The 21,158-nt window shown below is 48.2% G+C and carries 16 protein-coding genes; all 16 read left to right on the top strand.

Features of this window, described 5'->3' with window-relative positions; translation table 11 throughout:
* Window positions 1–6: 6 nt before the first annotated feature.
* The 16 genes from fliD (at window position 7) to argH (ending at window position 21,157) form a co-directional block, all read left to right on the top strand.
* A complete protein-coding gene (gene fliD, locus AM231_RS27115; protein ID WP_054405411.1) occupies window positions 7–1,503 on the top strand; it encodes a flagellar filament capping protein FliD in 1,497 nt (498 codons plus the stop codon).
* A gap of 18 nt (window positions 1,504–1,521) precedes the next feature.
* Window positions 1,522–1,917, top strand: a complete 396-nt coding sequence (fliS, locus tag AM231_RS27120; RefSeq protein ID WP_054405412.1) for a flagellar export chaperone FliS — start codon at window positions 1,522–1,524, stop codon at window positions 1,915–1,917.
* Complete coding sequence (fliT, locus tag AM231_RS27125; RefSeq protein ID WP_054405534.1) at window positions 1,910–2,245, top strand: flagellar protein FliT; 336 nt, start codon at window positions 1,910–1,912, stop codon at window positions 2,243–2,245. The genes fliS and fliT overlap by 8 nt, the downstream gene beginning before the upstream one ends.
* A 2,915-nt stretch (window positions 2,246–5,160) precedes the next feature.
* On the top strand, window positions 5,161–5,358 hold the full coding sequence (locus AM231_RS27135) for a cold shock domain-containing protein (RefSeq protein WP_054405414.1): 198 nt from the start codon (window positions 5,161–5,163) through the stop codon (window positions 5,356–5,358).
* Between the two features lie 184 nt (window positions 5,359–5,542).
* On the top strand, window positions 5,543–6,109 hold the full coding sequence (hpf, locus tag AM231_RS27140) for a ribosome hibernation-promoting factor, HPF/YfiA family (protein WP_054405415.1): 567 nt from the start codon (window positions 5,543–5,545) through the stop codon (window positions 6,107–6,109).
* 452 nt (window positions 6,110–6,561) lie between these two features.
* Window positions 6,562–9,075, top strand: coding sequence for a preprotein translocase subunit SecA (secA, locus tag AM231_RS27145; protein WP_054405416.1), 2,514 nt, complete (start codon window positions 6,562–6,564; stop codon window positions 9,073–9,075).
* Window positions 9,076–9,350: 275 nt separating this feature from the next.
* Window positions 9,351–10,464 (top strand): peptide chain release factor 2 gene (prfB, locus tag AM231_RS27150; protein ID WP_106406129.1). Its coding sequence is split into 2 segments (ribosomal slippage): window positions 9,351–9,422 and window positions 9,424–10,464, totalling 1,113 coding nucleotides; the frame shifts between segments, so codons are not numbered across the junction.
* Between the two features lie 26 nt (window positions 10,465–10,490).
* Window positions 10,491–11,396, top strand: coding sequence for a YitT family protein (locus AM231_RS27155; RefSeq protein ID WP_054405417.1), 906 nt, complete (start codon window positions 10,491–10,493; stop codon window positions 11,394–11,396).
* Window positions 11,397–11,683: 287 nt separating this feature from the next.
* Entirely contained in the window at window positions 11,684–12,253 is a 570-nt protein-coding gene (locus AM231_RS27160; RefSeq protein WP_054405418.1) for a GNAT family N-acetyltransferase, read from the top strand.
* 256 nt (window positions 12,254–12,509) lie between these two features.
* Window positions 12,510–13,568, top strand: a complete 1,059-nt coding sequence (gene argC / locus AM231_RS27165; RefSeq protein WP_054405536.1) for an N-acetyl-gamma-glutamyl-phosphate reductase — start codon at window positions 12,510–12,512, stop codon at window positions 13,566–13,568.
* Window positions 13,569–13,586: 18 nt separating this feature from the next.
* Window positions 13,587–14,813, top strand: a complete 1,227-nt coding sequence (gene argJ, locus AM231_RS27170) for a bifunctional glutamate N-acetyltransferase/amino-acid acetyltransferase ArgJ (RefSeq protein WP_054405419.1) — start codon at window positions 13,587–13,589, stop codon at window positions 14,811–14,813.
* A 95-nt stretch (window positions 14,814–14,908) separates the two neighbouring features.
* Window positions 14,909–15,745 carry an acetylglutamate kinase gene (argB, locus tag AM231_RS27175; protein ID WP_054405420.1) on the top strand — a complete coding sequence of 279 codons (837 nt, stop codon included), beginning with the start codon at window positions 14,909–14,911 and terminating at the stop codon, window positions 15,743–15,745.
* Window positions 15,746–16,029: 284 nt separating this feature from the next.
* The gene (locus AM231_RS27180; protein WP_054405421.1) at window positions 16,030–17,247 is read left to right on the top strand and encodes an acetylornithine transaminase; all 1,218 of its coding nucleotides are present in this window, start codon (window positions 16,030–16,032) and stop codon (window positions 17,245–17,247) included.
* Between the two features lie 57 nt (window positions 17,248–17,304).
* On the top strand, window positions 17,305–18,261 hold the full coding sequence (argF, locus tag AM231_RS27185) for an ornithine carbamoyltransferase (protein ID WP_054405422.1): 957 nt from the start codon (window positions 17,305–17,307) through the stop codon (window positions 18,259–18,261).
* 113 nt (window positions 18,262–18,374) lie between these two features.
* Window positions 18,375–19,607 carry an argininosuccinate synthase gene (locus AM231_RS27190; RefSeq protein ID WP_054405423.1) on the top strand — a complete coding sequence of 411 codons (1,233 nt, stop codon included), beginning with the start codon at window positions 18,375–18,377 and terminating at the stop codon, window positions 19,605–19,607.
* 134 nt (window positions 19,608–19,741) lie between these two features.
* Window positions 19,742–21,157, top strand: coding sequence for an argininosuccinate lyase (gene argH, locus AM231_RS27195; RefSeq protein ID WP_054405424.1), 1,416 nt, complete (start codon window positions 19,742–19,744; stop codon window positions 21,155–21,157).
* The last annotated feature ends 1 nt before the right edge of the window (window position 21,158 follow it).

Consider the following 21,158-nt stretch of genomic DNA (forward strand, 5'->3'; position numbering starts at 1 on the left):
AAAGTTATGAGAATATCTGGATTATCTTCCGGAATGGACATTGATAATATCGTTCAACAAATGATGACGGCCAAACGAGCGCCGCTCAATAAACTGAACCAGAACAAACAAATCTTGGAGTGGCGTCGTGATAGCTACCGAGCCATGAACAGTGCGATCGTAGACTTTCGACAAAATAAACTATCAAATTTCAGAAAAGTTACGGAAATGAATGTTTATTCTGCAGAAGTTTCGGGGAATAAGGATGCGATTAGCGTAAGAGCAACCACAAGTGCTAATCCGGTTTCTATGGAAGTAGAGGTTAGATCACTTGCTACACAGACAACCCTAAAATCTTCAGTAGCACTCCCCGAGGGAACCAATAGTAGAACAAAATTAGGTAATCTGTTCGCAGGGGAAACAGAATTTGATTTTACCGTGAGCCGAGGCAGCGAGAAGTCCCCTGTGCAGCAATCTTTTAAATTTTCTAAAGATGACACAATCCAAGATGTACTTACGAAGATAAATAGTAATGATTCCGCAGGTCTCTTCGCTACGTATGACGAAGCAGGAAGAAAGTTTATAATCAATTCCAAGGAATACGGTAATGATACTGTAAGATTTGAAGGCAACCTTCTGACAGATGCCTTTGGGATGGATTTGTCAAAGACTGAAAATGGACAACCGGCTAATGTTGTGATCAACGGTGCAACGTACAAACCATCATCCAATCAATTAACTGTTAATGGTATTGAGATAACGCTCCTTAAAAAGACAGATGAAACAGCATCAAAGGAGTTATCTACCATCACAACCAAACCAGACGGCAAAAAGGCTATCGAAACTATTAAATCTTTCATTGAGGAGTACAACAATCTTATTGCTACTCTGAACAGTAAAGTGTCTGAGCAGAAATACAGGTCCTACCTGCCGCTGACCGAAGACCAGAAGAAAGATATGAAAGAGGATGACATCAAGAACTGGGAAGCAAGAGCGAAGAGTGGGTTGCTTAGAAATGATGAAATTTTGGTGGAGTCACTTTCAAGCATGAGAACACTGTTATCCTCCTCATCCATTAAATTGGGTGATAAAACGATTAATTTAGCTTCGATAGGAATCACAACCGGTGAGTACACCGAGAATGGTAAGTTATATTTGCGCGATGAGACGAAACTGCAACAAGCAATCGAAGATAACCCCCAGCAGGTTATGGAGCTGTTCATAGGCTCTTCAGATGGCAAGAAAGGTATTTTCGATAAGATGTATGATGACCTGCTTGTAACTTTAGGAAGGCTATCGGATAAAGCGGGTACTTACAAATATAGCAGTGATATAACGACATCCTTGAATGAACAGAGTACGATGGGTAAGGAATTGACAGATTTGAATAGCCGAATCTCTACATTGGCCAAGAAACTTACTCAGATCGAAAACAACTATTATACTCAATTTACTGCAATGGAGAAGGCAATCAACCGAATGAATTCACAGTCAGCAAGCTTGGCGGGCTTTATGGGGCAATAAGGGAAGGAGAGGATTTAGATGATTTCATCACCATATGATAAATATAGACAGTCGTCTGTCCAAACGGCTACTCCAGCTCAATTACTATTGATGATGTATGACGGTGCTATCAAATTTGTAAGAGGCGCTTTAGAAGGACTTACGGATAGTAACTATCAGAATACGAACACATTTCTGAACAAAGCTCAAACCATCATGAGTGAGTTAATTGTCACGTTGGATTATAGCTTTGAGGTTTCAAAAGGACTCGCAGCAATGTATGAGTACATCAACCATCTTTTGATTCAAGCAAACATCAAAAAAGAGGCAGGCCCTGCGGAAGAGGCACTGGGTTACCTGGTAGAATTACGGGAAACATGGTCTCAAGCTGCTAAAATGTCAGCTGCAGCGGGTTCAGATATTGCAAATGGATAATTTAATCCAGGAACTGGAGAAGCTGTGTTTCGCAATAATCAGCCGAATTGGAGAAGTTTCGTACGAAGAGTTACTTGAATACACGGAGAAGCGACAGCCTGTATTGGATAAGATGGCGATAATGATTTCGGAGAATCCTCTTACCCCAGATCAAAAAAAAGGTGTTAAGAATATACTGCAGAATGACCAGGAGATACAATCAAGAATGATTGATTATAAATTAGAGGCATCTAATTGGTTGCGTCAACGTGATGCAGTAAAGGTACAGCGTAATGCATATGAGTCTTCCTATTCTTTTGACAGTATGATTATGGATCAAAGAAAATAGGATCAATATAATATACGACGCCTGGTTTTATCCCCTCATGATAGACAGTGAAAAGAGAGATCATGTCAAAATGAACTCAACATTGTCGATTGGAGGGGATATTTGTTGTGTCATCCAAAAAGGACAAAGAAACATTTGAATCCTGTACTAGCAATATATACATAGACAATAATGGGATAAAGTGCTAACTTACTGGTATGAAAGAACCATTATAATACTACAGGAGGATAAAAATTGAAGAAAAGTGGTTATTTATTACTAGTTCTATCTGTATTTATTAGTTTGGCTTTTTTTAATCCATCAGTTGCCAAAGCAGCAAGCCAGTACACCGGGGGACTACTGGATGGTGAAACGGTACAAATTGGCGCTTCTGTAGGGCAATCATCAACTACGGCTACACAACTGACAGACAATGATCCATTGACCTATGTGAGTCTGAATAACGGAAATCTTGCTTGGTATACTTTTACGTCCCCTGTTGAAATTTCAGCGGTCATTGCCAAATATAATAGTCCCGTAACGGTTGAGTTTTACGATATAAATAATAACTTGCTGCAAAGATATGATCTATTAAGTAGTGATGGGGTTCAGGTACTTCCTGCTCCGGTACAAGATGTTTCGACAGTTGTTTTAAAAAGTACGGGAAGCAGTTCGAGAGTTTACGAGTGGAATGTGTTTGCAGTCCCACTAACTGCACCGCTGCCTACAACGATCACCTGGATTCAAGGTGGTGATCAGGTAGCTAAACTGGAATGGACGGCGAATGGAGCGGAATCGTACAATGTAAAGCGTGCTACTTCTCTAGGCGGACCCTATACCGTAATTGCGAATACTAGAGGAACCTTATATTCAGATAACACCGTGACGAATGGAACAACTTATTATTATGTAGTTTCAGCGGTAAATCAGGCAGGTGAAAGCAGCAACTCGCCTGAGAAGAGCATTAAAGTTGAGGCAACGAAGTATACAGGGGGATTGCTTGATTGGGTTACTCTGCAATTAGGCAAATCGATATCCAGTCCGACAGGTACGGTACGAGAATTGACCGACAACAATATGACTACTTATAAGATCATAAACAGCGGTGACTTTGTCTGGTATAGTTTTACTTCCCCGGTTGAGATTTCAGCAGTCATCGCAAAATATACGAATCCCGTAACGGTTGAGTTTTACGATATAAATAATAACTTGCTGCAAAGATATGATCTATTAAGTAGTGATGGGGTTCAGGTACTTCCTGCTCCGGTACAAGATGTTTCGACAGTTGTTTTAAAAAGTACGGGAAGNCGGGAAGCAGGAATTTACGAGTGGAATGTGTTCGCAGCCCCACTAACTGCACCGTTGCCCACAACGATCACCTGGATTCAAGGTGGTGACCAAGTAGCCAAACTGGAATGGACGGCGAACGGAGCAGCATCGTACAATGTAAAGCGAGCTACTTCTCCAGGTGGACCTTATGCCACGATTGCGAATGTTAAAGGAACCTCACATTCAGATAACACCGCAACGAACGGAACAACTTATTATTATGTAGTTTCAGCGGTAAATCAGGCAGGTGAAAGCAGCAACTCGCCTGAGAAGAATATTAAAGTTGAGGCAACGAAGTATACAGGGGGATTGCTTGATTGGGTTACTCTGCAATTAGGCAAATCGATATCCAGCCCGACAGGTACGGTACGAGAATTGACCGATAACAATATGACTACTTATAAGATCATAACTAACGGTGACTTTGTCTGGTATAGTTTTACTTCCCCGGTTGAGATTTCAGCAGTCATCGCAAAATATACGAGTCCCGTAACGGTTGAGTTTTACGATATAAATAATAACTTGCTGCAAAGATATGATCTATTAAGTAATGATGAGGTCCAGGTACTTCCTGCTCCGGTACAAGATGTTTCGACAGTTGTTTTAAAAAGTACGGGAGGCAGTTCGAGAATTTACGAGTGGAATGTGTTTGGAAAAGGCGGGGAACTGCCTCCAGAGGAAACAATTAATTTAACAGCCACGGCTGGAAACAAAAACGTTGTTTTACAATGGGGCAATTCTAACAATGCCGTTACGAACTTTAATATTAAACGGGCTACAGTATCAGGCGGCCCTTACACGGTGATTGGTAGTGTTACCGGTAACACTTACAGCTACACGGATAGTAACGTTATTAATGGTACTACATATTACTATATTGTTACGGCAGTTACTGGGGTCGGTTCAAGCAGTGATTCAAATGAAGCTATTGCTACTCCTAAAGCTGGAAATCCTCCCGTGAATCCTCCTGGTGAGGATCAAGAAGGAGAACGGGCACTACTTCGTCTTATCCTCATTAATGGCATTGATAGAGAATACGACTTATCCATGTCTGAAGTTAATGCCTTTATTAATTGGTATGAAGATCGTGCAAATGGGGTAGGAACCATGATGTATGGTATCAATAAACATAACAATAATAAAGGTCCATTTGTGAATCGTAAGGATTACGTTTTCTACGATAAGATTATTACGTTTGAAGTAAATGCATACGGTGCGGATACAAGCATTCCAGAAACCCCTCCGTATGATCCAGAGGCTCATTAAAATCTGAAGTTTTAAGCTCTTGGAGATACCGTGGGGTATTTCCAAGAGCTTTTTTAAGTCCCTCTTTGCTGGTTTATTTAGAAACCTGATCACTACATCTGATTATTGGTGAATTATTAAATAAATCTGTTTCACCCCCCTCCCTGCTGGGTAATTATCGATAAAGCATATTTCGGCAGTGCTAACTAATTCAGTGTTTAAGCCAAGTCGACATTTTTCAACGTTTTCTTTACGGAAAAAGCGTCTTAGGAGCGATTGACACTGGATTGGGCGGGTGCTATAGTCGAAAATGTGGACAAGTTGTGTCACACTTTATTTGACAATGAAGGGAATGTTAGTGCATGCAAGGTAAAGTGAAATGGTTCAACGCAGAGAAGGGTTATGGCTTCATCGAGACTGAGGACGGTGGCGATGTATTCGTACACTTCTCCGCTATCCAATCCGAGGGCTTTAAGACGTTGGAAGAAGGACAAGATGTAGAATTCGAAATCGTTGAAGGTGCTCGTGGCCCGCAAGCAGCTAACGTAATCAAATTATAATCATCCCGGCATAGCCGACCTACATAAACGGTACGATGGTTAACAATTCGAGATTCGCTAGCCCAAGACTCCGGTACTTCCGGGGTCTTTTTTTGTGAATAATTTTTGTGCAAAAATTCACAATTAAATCTTTTACATAGGCTTAACAAAATGGTATAATGAGGGTGCAAAGGAGGAGTGCCCAATGCAATTCACAATTAGAGGTCAACAAATTGAAGTGACCGATGCTTTGAAAGACTATGTTGACAAGAAACTCAGCAGGCTAGATAAGTATTTTGATGCACCCCCTACCTCCGAAGGACATGTTACACTGAGTGTCGTTCGAGGATTGCACACAGTGGAAGTGACCATTCCGCTCACAGGTGTGGTACTGCGTGCGGAAGACCGAAGCGACGATATGTATGCTTCCATTGACGCTGTCGTGGACAAGTTGGAACGTCAGATTCGCAAGCACAAAACCAAGTTGAACCGCAAGATCAGACAAGAAGGCGGGCTGAAAACGCTCGTTGCTGACAACGGAGCAGCATTAACCGGTCAGACGGCTGTAGAGCAAGCGGAGTATGACGAGGATGACTACGAAGTTGTCCGTACGAAACGTTTTACCATGAAGCCAATGGATGTGGAAGAAGCCATTCTGCAGATGAACATGGTAGGCCATAATTTCTTCGTATTTTCCAACATTGACACACAAGAAGTAAATGTCGTCTACAAGCGTGATGACGGCAAGTACGGATTGATTGAACGGGACTAAGTTTCTATCCTATCTGCATTCTGAATGGAATGCGTAAGGCATCAAGCTCGTCTCAAATTAAAGTGAATGAAATTGAAATGTAAGATGAGCCTTCATCCGTGTTTAGCGGGTGGGGCTCTTTATTTGGATATATAGGTTGTTTCAGATGCGGTAAAAATGGAGTAATGTCCCAGAGTTTTGGGGCTGGGTAAATGCTCCACGCAACTTTTTGAAGCTTTGCAGCGTCTCATATGAATAGAACTCCAGGTTTTAGACATCTCTTGTAAGCACATATTGTTGCGGCATCCCTTACAAACTGTTACAATTTATGCAAACCCTCATTTTATGGGACGGGCTCGCGCCTGCATGAAATGGGATCATAATAAGGAATCAATGAATCGATTTCATCATTTAACCCTTTGGCATTTAATGAAGTTGATTCTATCACTTGTTTTGCACGAAAGGGGTTAACCATGCTAGGACTTGTCAAAAAGATTTTCGGCGATACCAACGAGCGTGATGTCAAACGTCTCATGAAGACGGTGGATGTAATTAACAAACTGGAACCGGATTTTGAGAAGCTCTCGGATGAGCAGCTGCAAGCCAAAACCGTAGAGTTCCGCGCGCGGATCGAAAAAGGCGAGACGCCGGAGGAGATTCTTCCTGAAGCGTTTGCCACAGTTCGCGAGGCTTCCAAACGGACACTTGGCAAGCGTCATTATGACGTGCAGTTGATCGGAGGAATGGCCCTCCACGAAGGTAAAATTGCAGAGATGAAGACCGGTGAAGGTAAGACCCTTGTAGGTACACTGCCGGTTTACTTAAATGCCCTGCTTGGTAAAGGTGTTCACGTGGTTACCGTCAATGATTATTTGGCGCAGCGTGACAGCCAAGAAATGGCGCAAATATATAACTTCCTGGGCATGACCGTCGGTGTGAACCTGAGCGGTATGGAGCACCCAGAGAAACAGCATGCTTATGCATGCGATATTACGTACGGCACGAACAATGAGTTCGGCTTTGACTATCTGCGTGACAACATGGTCCTCTATAAAGAGCAGATGGTTCAGCGCCCGCTCTATTTCTGTATCATTGATGAGGTTGACTCCATTCTGGTCGATGAAGCGCGTACGCCGCTCATTATCTCCGGACAAGCTGCAAAATCGACGGAGCTGTATTTTGCAGCGGACCGTTTCGTGAAGCGCCTGACCCCGGAAGAGGATTACACGGTAGATATTAAGGTTAAATCCGTAGCTCTGACAGAAAAGGGTGTAGCGCAAGCTGAACGAGCCTTCGGTATCGATAACCTGTATGACCAGAAACATGTGACGTTGAACCACCACATTGTACAAGCGCTTAAAGCGAACGTGATTATGCGCCGCGACGTGGATTACGTTGTGACTGAAGACGAAGTTATCATCGTCGACGAGTTCACAGGCCGCTTGATGGCAGGACGCCGCTACAGCGACGGTCTGCACCAGGCGATTGAAGCGAAGGAAGGCATTGAAGTTCAGAACGAGAGCATGACGCTGGCTACGATTACATTCCAGAACTACTTCCGGATGTATCGCAAGCTGGCCGGTATGACCGGTACTGCGAAGACTGAGGAAGAAGAATTCAAGAAGATTTACGGTCTTGAAGTGCTGCAAATTCCTACGAACAAACCGAATCAGCGCATCGACATGCCGGATGTTGTCTATAAGAGCGAAGAAGGCAAGTTCACGGCCGTCGTGGCGGAGATTGTGGAACGTCATAAGAAGAACCAGCCTATTCTGGTAGGTACGGTTTCGATCGAGAACTCCGAGCGGTTATCCGAAATGCTGAAGCGCAAAGGCATCAAGCATAAAGTTCTGAATGCGAAATATCATGAGGAAGAAGCAGAGATTATCTCGCGTGCGGGTGAGCCAGGATCGGTAACGATCGCGACGAATATGGCGGGACGCGGTACGGATATTTTGCTTGGCGAAGGCGTGCAGCAGATTGGCGGACTTCATATTATCGGTACGGAACGTCACGAATCGCGCCGGATTGATAACCAGCTCCGTGGCCGTGCAGGTCGTCAGGGCGACCCGGGGTCCACACAGTTCTACCTGTCCCTTGGCGATGAGCTGATGAAGCGTTTTGGTACAGACAATGTACTGAATATGATGGAGCGTCTGGGTTTTGAAGAAGATCAGCCGATCGAGAGCAAAATGATCACCCGGGCAGTTGAATCCGCACAGAAGCGCGTTGAAGGCAACAACTTTGATATGCGTAAAGTCGTTCTCCAATATGATGACGTTATGAACCAGCAGCGTGAAATTATCTATAAGCAGCGCCGCGAAATCCTGGAATCCCAGGACATTAAGCAAATCGTCGTAGAGATGATTAAGCCGGTCATTGACCGTGTCGTTCAGGCTCATTGCAGCGACGACATTCCAGAGAACTGGGAGATTCAAGAAGTGGCGGATTATGCGAATCGCAAGCTGCTTGACGAGGGCGCGATTACACGTGATGATCTATGGGGCAAGGAAGCGGAAGAGATTACGGAATATATCTTTGACCGCGTGATGAAGAAGTACGAAGAGCGTGAGCAAGCGATTGGCGAAGAAATGGTTCGTGAATTCGAAAAGGTTATCGTTCTGCGTTCCGTGGACAGCAAGTGGATGGATCATATTGATGCGATGGATCAGCTGCGTCAAGGTATCCACCTCCGTGCATATGGCGGTACCGATCCGCTCCGCGAATACCAGTTTGAAGGCTTCGAGATGTTTAATGCTATGATCGCTACGATCCAGGAAGAAGTTGCGACGTACATCATGAAGGCTCAAATCGCAACGAATCAGGAGCGTCAAGCGGTTGTGGATGAGAATAAGGTCTCCACGAACAGCAGCAGCGAGCCTGCCGAGAAGCGTCCGGTTCAAGTTGCTGAACAGATTGGCCGGAATGATGCATGTCCTTGCGGCAGCGGCAAGAAGTACAAGCATTGCCATGGACAGAACGCTTAATTGATACGATAGAGCAGTAAAGGTATTCACATGTATCAGTCCGCCCGCAATTTGGGCGGACTTTTCAACTCCCTTAAGAGCAGCAGATGAATTGGGTGACCGCGTGTTCCTTATCCGGGTACATCCGAAATCCCTGCTGCACTTAAGGGAGTTTATCTGAGTGATATATGTAACTTAGTACAGGAAACTGAATGAATCTTCACTTTATATGGAACGTTTTCCATACAAGAGAGGGTATACTGAATGATAGGTATAGACAGAAAGGATGAGAACTTATGATCGATCCAAGTGTAAAGCATGACTTGCGTGAAATCAGCAAGAAACTAACCAATCTTAGGGGGTCTCTTTGACTTAGATCTCAAACAAGAGATGATTGAGAATTTCGAAGAGAAGATGGCGGCCCCGGATTTCTGGGACGACAATGAGAAGGCTCAGGCGCTTATTGCCGAGATGAATGCTGTAAAATCATCCGTGGATCAATATCAGAAGCTGCAGGCGGATTATGATGATGCTGTCGTAATGATCGAGCTGGCGGATGAAGAAGGCGATGACTCCCTTGCGGGAGAAATTGGTGAGACGATCAAGGAAATGGTGGCGCGTGTGGAGGAGTTTGAGCTCCAGCTGCTGCTGAACCAGCCTTACGATAAAATGAATGCAATTCTCGAACTGCATCCGGGCGCAGGAGGTACCGAGTCTCAAGACTGGGGCCAAATGCTGCTTCGCATGTACACCCGTTGGGCCGAGAAGCGCGGCCTCAAGGTGGAAACGCTGGATTATCTACCTGGCGATGAAGCGGGAATTAAGAGCGTGACTTTGCTGATTAAAGGCTATAATGCATACGGATATTTGAAAGCGGAAAAAGGGGTTCATCGTTTGGTGCGTATATCCCCATTCGATTCATCTGGCCGCCGTCATACTTCTTTTGTCTCCTGTGATGTTGTGCCGGAGATTAACGATGAGGTGGAATTGGATATTCGCACCGAGGATCTGAAGATTGACACATATCGTGCGAGCGGTGCGGGTGGACAGCATATCAATACGACGGACTCGGCCGTACGGATCACGCACTTGCCGACCGGCGTGGTGGTAACCTGCCAGAATGAACGATCCCAGATCAAGAACCGCGAGCGGGCGATGACGATGCTTCGGTCCAAGCTCTACGAACGTAAAATCGAAGAGCAGCAGAGGGAATTGGCTGAAATTCGTGGCGAGCAGTCGGAGATTGCTTGGGGCAGCCAGATCCGTTCGTATGTCTTCCACCCGTACAGCATGGTTAAGGACCACCGTACTCAGGTGGAAACCGGTAATATCGGTGCTGTCATGGATGGAGACCTGGATGCGTTTATCGACGGATATCTGCGCAGTCAGATCAGACAGGAAGTCGAGTAGGACATTGAGGAGAGATTGATAGAACTATGGCGCATACGGCTAGGACTCCATCGATAAACAAAAGAATAAGAGAACCGCTGATTCCCATCAATGGTCCTCTGCGGCAGACGGTGGATGCAATTTTTATCGTGATTGGCTCCTTTATTATGGCGCTGTCCTTTAATCTGTTTTTTCTGCCGAATCACATCGCCTCCGGCGGTGTGTCGGGATTATCCGTTCTTATCCAGGCATGGCTAGGGTTTGAACCGGCGTTTACGCAGTGGGCGATTAATATTCCCTTGCTTGTGCTGGGCTTCTGGCTGCTTGGACGAAATTATGGCCTGCGTTCCTTGCTCGGCAGTGTGATTCTACCCCTGTTCGTCTTTTTGACCAGCAGTTGGCCAGTCCCCACCTCCAACCCGCTGCTGGCGTCCATTTATGGCGGTATCGGTATAGGCATCGGTATGGGGCTGGTCTATCGGGGCAGAGGTTCAACCGGTGGGATGGCCCTTGTGGCACAGCTTCTGCAAAAATACAGCGGACTTAGCTTTTCAATCTGCGTCGTCATGCTGGATGCGCTCGTCATTTCGTCAGCAGCTCTAGTGCTGTCGCTGGAGCAGGCATTGTATGCCCTGATTGGACTGTATGTGACGGGAAAAGTCATTGATGCCATGGAGCTGGGCTTTAGTTTTACAAAGGTGGCTTATATTATATCGGAGCATACGGATTCCATTACGAAGGCCATTCTCGAAGACCTTGACCGTGGATTAACCAAGCTGACCGCCGAGGGAGGCTATACGGGTGAACATCGGACCGTGCTGATGGTGGTAGTCGGACAAAATGAAATTCCTCGTCTGAAGACGGTGGTGCAATCGGTAGATCCGAATGCGTTCGTAATCATTAGCAATGCCCATGAGGTACTGGGTGAAGGATTCCGCCAAATTAAAACATAAAATCATAGACAGCACTCGGACATATCCGAGCAATGAAAGAGACGGTGAATTAACCGTCTCTTTTTTTGTTTACTGCATGTATTAGGATGTATAAAATTTCAGCAAAGCTGAGCCATTCGATGATCGCAAGCAAAATTTGGTCTGCACACCAAACGACCTCTTATGAAGTCTCCATTCACATTTTCCCCATGGGGTTTGCTGTCCAGCTGGGTGCAGGCTTTCAATACTCCTTTATTTTTTTCGTAAAGAGCATATAATGGTAACTATTAATGAGCAGGAGGGTAATTGTGGAAATTGCGCAGATTTATGCAAAACTACCGACGCTGGAAACCGAGCGTCTTCGTCTCCGCAGAGTTTCAATGCAGGATGCAGATCAGATGTTTGCTTATGCCTCGGATGATGAGGTTGCCAGGTACGTGACTTGGGAAACCCATTCCTCGATCGATGACAGTAAGAACTTCATTCAATTCATTCTATTCCAGTATGCCAAGCATGATATAGCTCCGTGGGCAATCGAGCTGAAAGAAAATGGGCGCATGGTGGGTACCGTGGATTTTGTGTGGTGGAAACCGGAGCAGCAGATTGCGGAGATCGGTTATGTGCTGGCAAGAGAATGCTGGGGACAAGGGCTTATGACGGAAGCCGCCGCCGCTTTACTGAAACTTGCTTTTGGGGAGATGGAGCTTGAGCGAATCCAAGCCCGCTGTTTTTCAGAGAATATAGGGTCTCAGCGTGTCATGGAGAAGATCGGCATGTCCTATGAGGGAACTTTGAGAAAAGGAATCAAGATCAAGGGGCGCCACTGGGACATCAAAATGTATTCCATTCTAAAAGAAGAATTCCAAGCACGACAGTAAATATAATCATGGACAGTTAGTACCAAATTTGAATAATCCATTGTATTTATATGAATACGGTCGTATAATAATACATATTTATGAGACGGATGAGTCATTGAAACCTACTTGATGTTTTTGAATATAGAAGATAATGTGGGCTGTAATTTTGGGCCATTATGCCATATAAGCATGATATTTTAGATAAAGGGAACGGATGAATGGCGGCGTGTATAAGGACCTGCAAGCTGTTCATCCAGGGGAGAGGGATGAGGATATGACGGAGACAAACAACAAAGTAAGAGTCGCTATTATTGGTTCTACCGGATATGGGGGTGTGGAGCTGATCCGATTGTTGCAAGCACACCCGCGGGTGGAGATTACATCGGTGATCTCTTCATCGACTGCAGGCGTACCGATTTCGGACGGTTTTCCGCATTTGACGAATATTATAACGCGTAACCTGGATGGTGTTCATCCTGCGGAAATTGCTGAGGTGGCAGATCTCGTGTTTGCGGCTACGCCTTCAGGTGTGAGCACCAAGCTGGTGCCGGAGCTGCTGGATGCAGGCCTGAAGGTCGTTGATCTTTCGGGGGATTTTCGCTTGAAGGATGGAGCGGTGTATGAACAGTGGTATAAACATCCGGCTCCGAAAGCGGAGCTATTGGAGAAGGCTGTATACGGCTTATGTGAAGTATTTGGCGAAGAGGTCCGTGATGTGGATTTCATCTCGAATCCGGGCTGCTATCCAACAGCGACGCTGCTTGGACTGATCCCGGCGCTTAGCGCGGGCTGGATTGATGCTTCCTCCCTTATTATCGATGCCAAATCGGGCGTTTCGGGTGCAGGACGGGGAACGAGCCTGATGACGCATTATGCCGAGATCAATGAGAATTTCAAAGCCTACAAGGTGAATAAGCACCAGCATATCCCGGAAATAGAGCAAGTATTGACACAGGTGTCAGGCGAACCGATTACAGTTACGTTTACAACCCAATTGGTACCAATGACGCGGGGAATCATGACCACGATGTATGCAACATTGAACGGAGCTTATACGACAGAGGATTTCATTGAGCTGTATCGCCAGTATTTCAAAGGCCGCCAGTTTGTGAGAATTCGTGATTTGGACGTATGGCCTGCAACCAAGGAAGTCAGCGGCTCTAATTATTGTGATATCGGATTTGCAGTGGATGCGCGTACGAACAGAGTGACCATTATATCGGTCATTGATAATGTGGTGAAGGGTGCAGCCGGGCAGGCGATCCAGAACCTGAACTTGATGATGGGATGGGAGGAGAGCCTCGGGCTTACGTTTACGCCGATTTATCCGTAAGCAGCTGGGGACACAGACATGGGAGAGAATATGTTTGCAATTATTGAGGATGGCAGCATTGTAACACCGCAAGGCTTTAAGGCAGCCGGGCTCCACTGTGGACTTAAGAAGACGGACCGTAACGATCTGGGCGTTATTGTGTGTGACGTCCCAGCTGTAGCGGCTGCCGTATACACAACGAATCTTATTCAGGCGGCACCACTCAAGGTAACCCGCGAGAGCTTGCAGGATGGCATGCTGCGTGCTGTTGTTGTGAACAGCGGGAACGCCAATGCCTGCACAGGCAAACAAGGTGAAGCAGATGCTTACACGATGCGTGCGAGCACAGCGGCACAATTTGGTCTGGAAGAGAACGATGTGGCCGTAGCTTCTACGGGCGTTATCGGAGAGCTGTTGAAGATGGACCGTGTGACGTCGGGGATTACCGGTCTGCCAGCGAAGCTGAACGGCGGAAGCGAAGGAGCTGAAAGCTTCAGCCAGGCGATTTTGACTACAGACCTCGTGAAAAAAGAAGCCTGCGTCACCGTTTCGGTGAACGGTAAAAAGGTAACGATCGCCGGGGCGGCGAAGGGGTCGGGGATGATTCACCCGAACATGGCGACCATGCTCGGATTTATGACAACAGATGCGGTCATTGACCGGGAGTCGCTGCAGTTGCTGCTGCGCCAAACGACCAATCTGACCTTTAATATGATTACGGTAGACGGAGATACAAGCACGAACGATATGCTGGTTGCGATGGCCAGCGGTTTGGCGGAGCATGATGCGTTGTCACCGGAGCATCCCGATTGGGAGGCTTTCGTTGCGGGCTTCCACTATGTATGCCAGCAGCTGGCAAAAGCCATCGCCCGTGATGGAGAGGGTGCTTCACGCCTGATCGAGGTACGTGTGGACGGTGCTGAAAGCAACGATGATGCGGAGGCGATTGCCAAGACCGTCATCGGCTCAAGCTTGGTTAAATCTGCAGTGTTCGGCGCAGATGCCAACTGGGGGCGCATTATCGCAGCGGTTGGCCGGGCGGGCCGGCCAGTCAACCCTGATACAGTGGATATTGCCATTGGTCCGATTCCGGTGCTCGAGCAGTCAAGGCCCGTTCCTTTTGATGAGGATGCGGCGCTGGCGTACCTTCAGGGGGATACCGTTGATATCGAAGTGAAATTGCACATTGGTAATGGATCTGCTACGGCCTGGGGCTGTGATTTAACCTATGACTATGTCCGCATTAATGCGGCTTACCGTACTTAGATGTTTTTGCAAATGCTGATAGAGGATGCAACTTGCTGAGGTAAGCATCCTGAAGCATGCACAGATAAATAACCTATGGGGCGGAGGAGACGGATATGAAGAGCACAATCGACCAAACGGAGACGTTGCCGGTCCAAACAATGGGGATGAATACGTTCGTTATGAAATGTGGCGGGAGCACACTCGCTGCGCTGCCAGACAGCTTCTTTGAGGATTTGAAGGATTTGCAGCAAAAAGGAGTCAGTCCCGTGATTGTTCATGGCGGCGGACCTGCCATCTCCGGTAATTTGGAGAAGCTCGGCATTGAGACCGAGTTTGTGAACGGGCTGCGCAAGACGACGGAGGATGTGCTGGATGTTGTGGAGATGGTGCTTGCAGGCACCATTAACAAACAGATCGTGAGGCGGATCTTAAGCGTAGGCGGTGCAGCTATCGGCTTATCCGGTTCGGATGGCGGTCTGATTGAAGCGAAGCCGGTGATCAACCATGCGGAGGTTGGCTGGGTTGGAGATGTTACACATGTGAAGTCATCGATTCTAAGTGGTGTGCTGGATATGGGTTACATGCCTGTCGTTGCACCCATTGGCGTGGATGAATCCGGCCAGCGTTACAATATCAATGCAGATACAGCAGCAGGCGCCGTTGCCTCCCACATGGGGGTCAATCGTATGATCGTTGTCACCGATGTGCCGGGGATCCTGAAGGGAACGGGCAGCGAGAAGCGGGTGCTTCCAACCGTAACCGTGCAAGAGGTTGAGGATATGATCGGCACGGGAGAGATCTATGGCGGCATGATTCCGAAGGTCAGAGCAGCCATCAGCTGCATTCACGGCAAAGTGAGCGAAGTCGTCATCGTGGACGGAAGCGAGCCGAATGTGCTGAGCCGGGTGCTTGGAGGAGAAATCCTCGGAACGCGCATCGTGCGGATGTAGGCGGCGAAACCCTCGGAACCGCATCGTGATCGTGCGAACGTAATAAATCCGGTTTGGTATAAACCGGAACTATAGAAAACTTCAACGGAGAAGGCGGAATTGTTCTGGAGAAGCAGCGCGGTCGCCTTTGCACCCGGATTTCATCCGCGATATTCATTTCATAGAAATCTGGGGGCAACAGCGATCGGAAGAACAATCCGCATACGCAGTGTTGATCAACCATACATGAGTTCATGAGCTTTCATGAACCTGTTTTGTCCAAATGCAAAGGAGTGTGTGAGGTTATGGGAAAAGAAGCAGCAGAGGGTATCAAAGCCGCGAATGAAAGCTCGTTGTTCCAGACATACGCCAGATATCCAATCGCCCTGGTCAAAGGGGAAGGCAGCTGGCTGTGGGACACTCAAGGCAACAAGTATCTTGATTTTATGGCCGGTCTGGCGGTAACGAATCTCGGTCATGCCCCGGTGAAAGTGAAAGAGAAGCTGAAGGCCCAGCTGGATGAATTGTGGCATGTCTCGAACCTGTTCCACATTCCGGGCCAGGAAAAAGCAGCCGAGCTGTTGACAGCCAACACCTGTGCGGATGCGGTCTTCTTCTGTAACAGCGGAGCTGAAGCGAATGAAGCAGCTATCAAGCTGGCACGCCGCTACCACCAGAAGGTAAAGGGAACAGGCCGTTACGAGGTCATTACGTTCACCCAATCCTTTCATGGACGGACACTGGCTACCCTGACGGCAACGGGTCAGGATAAGGTGAAGGAAGGCTTCCTTCCGCTTCCAACAGGGTTCAAGAGCGTTCCGCTGCATGATCTTCCGGCATTGGAAGCAGCCATTAACGACAATACCGCCGCCATCATGATCGAGATGGTACAGGCGGAGGGCGGCGTTTATCCAGTCGAACCGGAATTCCTTCAAGCCGTTACCAAGCTGTGCAAGGAGCACGGACTGCTGTTGATCGTTGACGAGGTGCAGACAGGCATGGGCCGGACCGGCAAACTGTTTGCCCATGAGCATTATGGCATCGAGCCCGACATTTTCACAGTAGCCAAAGGGCTTGGTTCCGGATTCCCGGTCGGCGCGATGCTGGGCAAAGGATACTTGCGCGACGCCTTTACGGCAGGCAGCCATGCCACGACCTTTGGCGGCACACCGATTGCGAGCTCTGTCATCCAGGCCACCATTGAAACGATGCTGGAGGACAACGTGCCGCAGCGCGCAGCGGAAGCCGGAGAGTATTTGATGAAGAAGATGAATGAGAGCTTGGGCAGTCATCCTTTTGTGAAGGCGATTCGGGGTAAAGGCCTCCTGATTGGTATCGAATGCGCTGAGCCGGTTGGCGAGCTGGTACTGAAAGGACAGAGCCGAGGGCTGCTGTTCGTAACAGCAGGACCAAATGTGATCAGACTGCTTCCGAATCTGTACGTGACAGAGCAAGAGATCGACCAGGCAGTATCGATTATTACCGAACTTATTCATGAACATACGGCGGTTAGCCAAGCATAGATGAACCTTGCAGTAACATCGTGACAATAACAGCCTACGTTAGGAGGACTTGAATTTATGGGTGCAAGCGGACAAGTGAAGGAGTTAAGCCTGAAAGGGCGGGATATGATCGAGCTGGATGAATACTCTCCGGAAGAAATTCAATTCCTGCTCGATTCGGCGATCGAGATTAAGCGCAAGCAGAAGAACGGTGAAGTATATCAGCCGTTGAAAGGCAAGACGATTGGTTTGATTTTTGAGAAGTCGTCCACGCGGACGCGGGTGTCGTTCGAGTCTGGTATGTTCCAGCTGGGTGGTCATGCACTCTTTTTAAGCAAAAATGATATTCAGTTAGGACGTGGCGAGCCGATCAGTGACACGGCGCAGGTGATGTCCCGTTATCTGGACGGCCTGATGATCCGTACCTTCGGCCACGACAATGTCGTAAACCTTGCAAAGTATGCTTCCATCCCGGTAATTAACGGCTTGAGCGATATGGCGCATCCATGTCAGGTTCTGGCTGATTTGCAGACGGTGCTGGAGCACAAGGGCAAGCTGAAAGGCCTCAAGATGGCTTTCATCGGCGACGGCAACAATATGGCGCACTCACTCCTGATCGGTGGAGCCAAGATGGGCATGCATGTGGCAGTGGCCAGTCCGAAGGGCTATGAGGCAGATGCCAGCATCGTGAAGCTAAGCGAGGAGATCGTAGCGCAAACCGGCGGCAAAATCACGATCACGCAAGACCCGATCGAAGCTGCGAAGGATGCGGACGTAATCTATACGGACGTATGGGCAAGCATGGGCTTTGAAGAGGAGCAGGCACAGCGCGAAGCTGCGTTTGCTGACTATCAAGTGAATGAGGAACTTGTGAAAGCGGCGAAGCCGGATTACTTGTTCCTGCATTGTCTTCCGGCCCATCGGGGTGAAGAGGTCAGCGAAGGCGTGATCGACGGTGCGAACTCCGTCATTTTTGATCAGGCTGAGAACCGCCTCCATGCACAGAAGGCTTTGATGGTTGCTTTGATGGCTTAGTGCCATCAGAGCATCAAATATAGCGAACATTCTCTATGAAAATACGTCAATGGACGTTTTCTTTAGTATAATGAGGGATAGGGTAGTTAGTAACAAAGAGAGGGAGTTTAACCATGGCAAAACAAAAAATCGTACTGGCGTATTCCGGTGGTCTGGATACGTCTGTTATCCTGAAGTGGCTGAAAGAAACATATGATGCGGAGATCATTGCATTCACGGCTGATATCGGCCAGAAGGAAGAGCTGGACGGACTTGAGGAAAAAGCGCTGGCAACCGGCGCCTCCAAAGTATACATCGACGATCTGCGCGACGAATTTGCGAATGATTTCATCTATCCGATGTTCCAGGCGGGCGCCATGTACGAAGGGCAGTACCTACTCGGCACCAGTATCGCACGTCCGTTGATTGCTAAGCGTATGGTCGATATCGCTCGTGAAGAAGGCGCTACAGCGATTGCCCACGGCGCTACCGGCAAAGGAAACGACCAGGTTCGTTTCGAGCTCGGCGTAGCCGGTTTGGCACCAGATATTGAAGTAATCGCTCCTTGGCGTAACGAGGAGTTCCGCAACTCCTTCCCAGGACGTGCGGAGATGATCGCTTACGCGGAAGCACATGGCATTCCGGTAACGGCATCGGCAGCCAAATCCTACTCCATGGACCGCAACCTGCTCCATATCAGTTATGAGAGCGGCGTGCTGGAAGATCCTTGGTTCGATGCAAGCGCAGAGGACAGCAAGGATATGTACTTGCTCAGCGTATCTCCTGAAGATGCACCGGATGAAGCTGAATACCTCGAGCTTACGTTTGAAAAAGGGAATGTCGTGGCACTGAACGGCGAGTCGATGAGCCCACTGCAAGTGATGGAGAAGCTCAACGAACTGGGCGGCAAGCACGGCATTGGCCGTGTGGATATGGTAGAGAACCGTTTTGTCGGCATGAAGAGCCGCGGTGTCTATGAGACGCCGGGTGGAACGATCCTGTTCACCGCTCATCGCAAAATGGAGTCCATCACAATGGACCGTGAAGTAATGAATCTGCGTGATAGCCTGATTACCCGTTACAGCACATTGGTTTATAACGGTTTCTGGTTTGCACCGGAGCGTCTGGCTTTGCAGGCTTTGGTAACTGAAAGTCAGAAGAACGTAACCGGTACGGTACGCGTGAAGTTGTACAAGGGCAACATTATCGGCGCTGGCGTGAAGAGCCCGGTGAGTCTGTACAACCCGGATATCGCTACGATGGAAGCTGATCCAACGCAAGCCTATGACCAAGGGGATGCAACTGGATTTATCCGTTTGAATGCCCTGCGTTTGAAAGTGGCTACCGGCGTAAATCAGAATCACTAAGATAACAATAATGAACAGGCTGAAGGCCGTTTTCATGCTAGGAGGGCTTCGATCATTCTCGTGCAACAACGAGGAATGCGGGCATCTTAAGCGGGAAAGCGGCCCTCTGCCTTAAACAGAGAGGGGCAAGTGTTGTGAGCAAGTTATGGGGCGGGCGCTTTACGAAGCAGACCAACGCATTGGTAGAAGAATATACGGCATCCATCGGTTTTGACAAACAGCTGGCGGAAGAGGATATCCAGGGAAGTCTGGCGCATGTGTCTATGCTGGGCAAATGCGGGATCGTGCCGGCTGAAGACGTGGAGACGATCAAAGCAGGATTGAACAAAGTTCTGGAGCGCATTCGTGAGGGCAGCATTGAATTCTCCGTCTCGGATGAGGATATTCATATGAACATCGAGAAGAATCTGATCGAGGAGATTGGACCCGTCGGCGGCAAACTCCACACAGGCCGCAGCCGTAACGACCAGGTGGCAACGGACATGCACTTGTATTTGCGCAACCGTGTGGTGGCGCTGACCGGTATGCTGCATGAGCTGCAAACCGCCTTGATCGGACAAGCAAAGGATAATCTGGATACCATTATTCCGGGTTATACGCATCTGCAGCGTGCGCAGCCGATTCTGTTCGCCCATCATTTGATGGCATACGTATCCATGTTCCAGCGGGATATCGACCGCCTGATCGACAGCTACAAGCGCATTAACGTTTTGCCTCTGGGGGCGGGCGCACTTGCAGGTACGACGTTCCCGATCGACCGTCATTTCGTGGCCGAGCAGCTTGGATTCGACGGCGTGTATGAGAACAGCTTGGATGCGGTCAGCGACCGCGATTTCATCCTGGAGTTCCTCTCGGATGCTTCCATCATCATGATGCACTTGTCCCGCCTGAGCGAGGAGCTGGTGCTCTGGAGCAGCACCGAGTTCAACTTCGTCGAGCTGGATGATGCGTTCTGCACAGGCAGCAGCATTATGCCGCAGAAGAAGAATCCGGATGTGCCAGAGCTGGTCCGCGGCAAAACCGGACGGGTATACGGCAACCTGATGGGACTGCTCACCGTCCTGAAGTCGCTCCCGCTTGCTTACAACAAGGACATGCAGGAAGACAAAGAGGGCATGTTCGATACAGTGGCTACGCTGGAGGGGGCGCTGCAGCTGTTTGCTCCAATGATCGCCACAATGAAGGTCAACAAAGGCCGCATGCGCGAAGCGGTCAATACCGACTTCTCGAATGCAACCGACATTGCGGACTTCCTGGTCGGCAAAGGGCTTCCTTTCCGCCAGGCGCATGAAGTGATCGGCAAGACCGTATTGTACTGTATCCAAAACAACAAGTATCTCCTGGACCTGTCCCTGGATGAGTTCAAGCAATTCTCGGAGCTGTTCGACGACTCCATCTACGGCGTGCTTCAACCGGAAACCGTGGTGAACGCCCGTAATGTTTACGGCGGTACGGCAACCGAGCAAGTGAAGGCGGCGATTGATCGCAGCGTTCAGACACTTAAGGTCACGGAAGAGTGGCTCGGCCTTCGTCAAGGGAATGTGGAATAGA

Source organism: Paenibacillus solani (genome assembly GCF_001277345.1).
Lineage (GTDB): Bacteria > Bacillota > Bacilli > Paenibacillales > Paenibacillaceae > Paenibacillus_AQ > Paenibacillus_AQ solani.

What these genes read in the sequence shown, in the direction of transcription:
- fliD (WP_054405411.1), top strand. Translation starts at nt 7, where the DNA reads ATGAGAATATCTGGATTATCTTCCGGAATGGACATTGATAATATCGTT.
- fliS (WP_054405412.1), top strand. Translation starts at nt 1,522, where the DNA reads ATGATTTCATCACCATATGATAAATATAGACAGTCGTCTGTCCAAACG.
- fliT (WP_054405534.1), top strand. Translation starts at nt 1,910, where the DNA reads ATGGATAATTTAATCCAGGAACTGGAGAAGCTGTGTTTCGCAATAATC.
- AM231_RS27135 (WP_054405414.1), top strand. Translation starts at nt 5,161, where the DNA reads ATGCAAGGTAAAGTGAAATGGTTCAACGCAGAGAAGGGTTATGGCTTC.
- hpf (WP_054405415.1), top strand. Translation starts at nt 5,543, where the DNA reads ATGCAATTCACAATTAGAGGTCAACAAATTGAAGTGACCGATGCTTTG.
- secA (WP_054405416.1), top strand. Translation starts at nt 6,562, where the DNA reads ATGCTAGGACTTGTCAAAAAGATTTTCGGCGATACCAACGAGCGTGAT.
- AM231_RS27155 (WP_054405417.1), top strand. Translation starts at nt 10,491, where the DNA reads ATGGCGCATACGGCTAGGACTCCATCGATAAACAAAAGAATAAGAGAA.
- argC (WP_054405536.1), top strand. Translation starts at nt 12,510, where the DNA reads ATGACGGAGACAAACAACAAAGTAAGAGTCGCTATTATTGGTTCTACC.
- argJ (WP_054405419.1), top strand. Translation starts at nt 13,587, where the DNA reads ATGGGAGAGAATATGTTTGCAATTATTGAGGATGGCAGCATTGTAACA.
- argB (WP_054405420.1), top strand. Translation starts at nt 14,909, where the DNA reads ATGAAGAGCACAATCGACCAAACGGAGACGTTGCCGGTCCAAACAATG.
- AM231_RS27180 (WP_054405421.1), top strand. Translation starts at nt 16,030, where the DNA reads ATGGGAAAAGAAGCAGCAGAGGGTATCAAAGCCGCGAATGAAAGCTCG.
- argF (WP_054405422.1), top strand. Translation starts at nt 17,305, where the DNA reads ATGGGTGCAAGCGGACAAGTGAAGGAGTTAAGCCTGAAAGGGCGGGAT.
- AM231_RS27190 (WP_054405423.1), top strand. Translation starts at nt 18,375, where the DNA reads ATGGCAAAACAAAAAATCGTACTGGCGTATTCCGGTGGTCTGGATACG.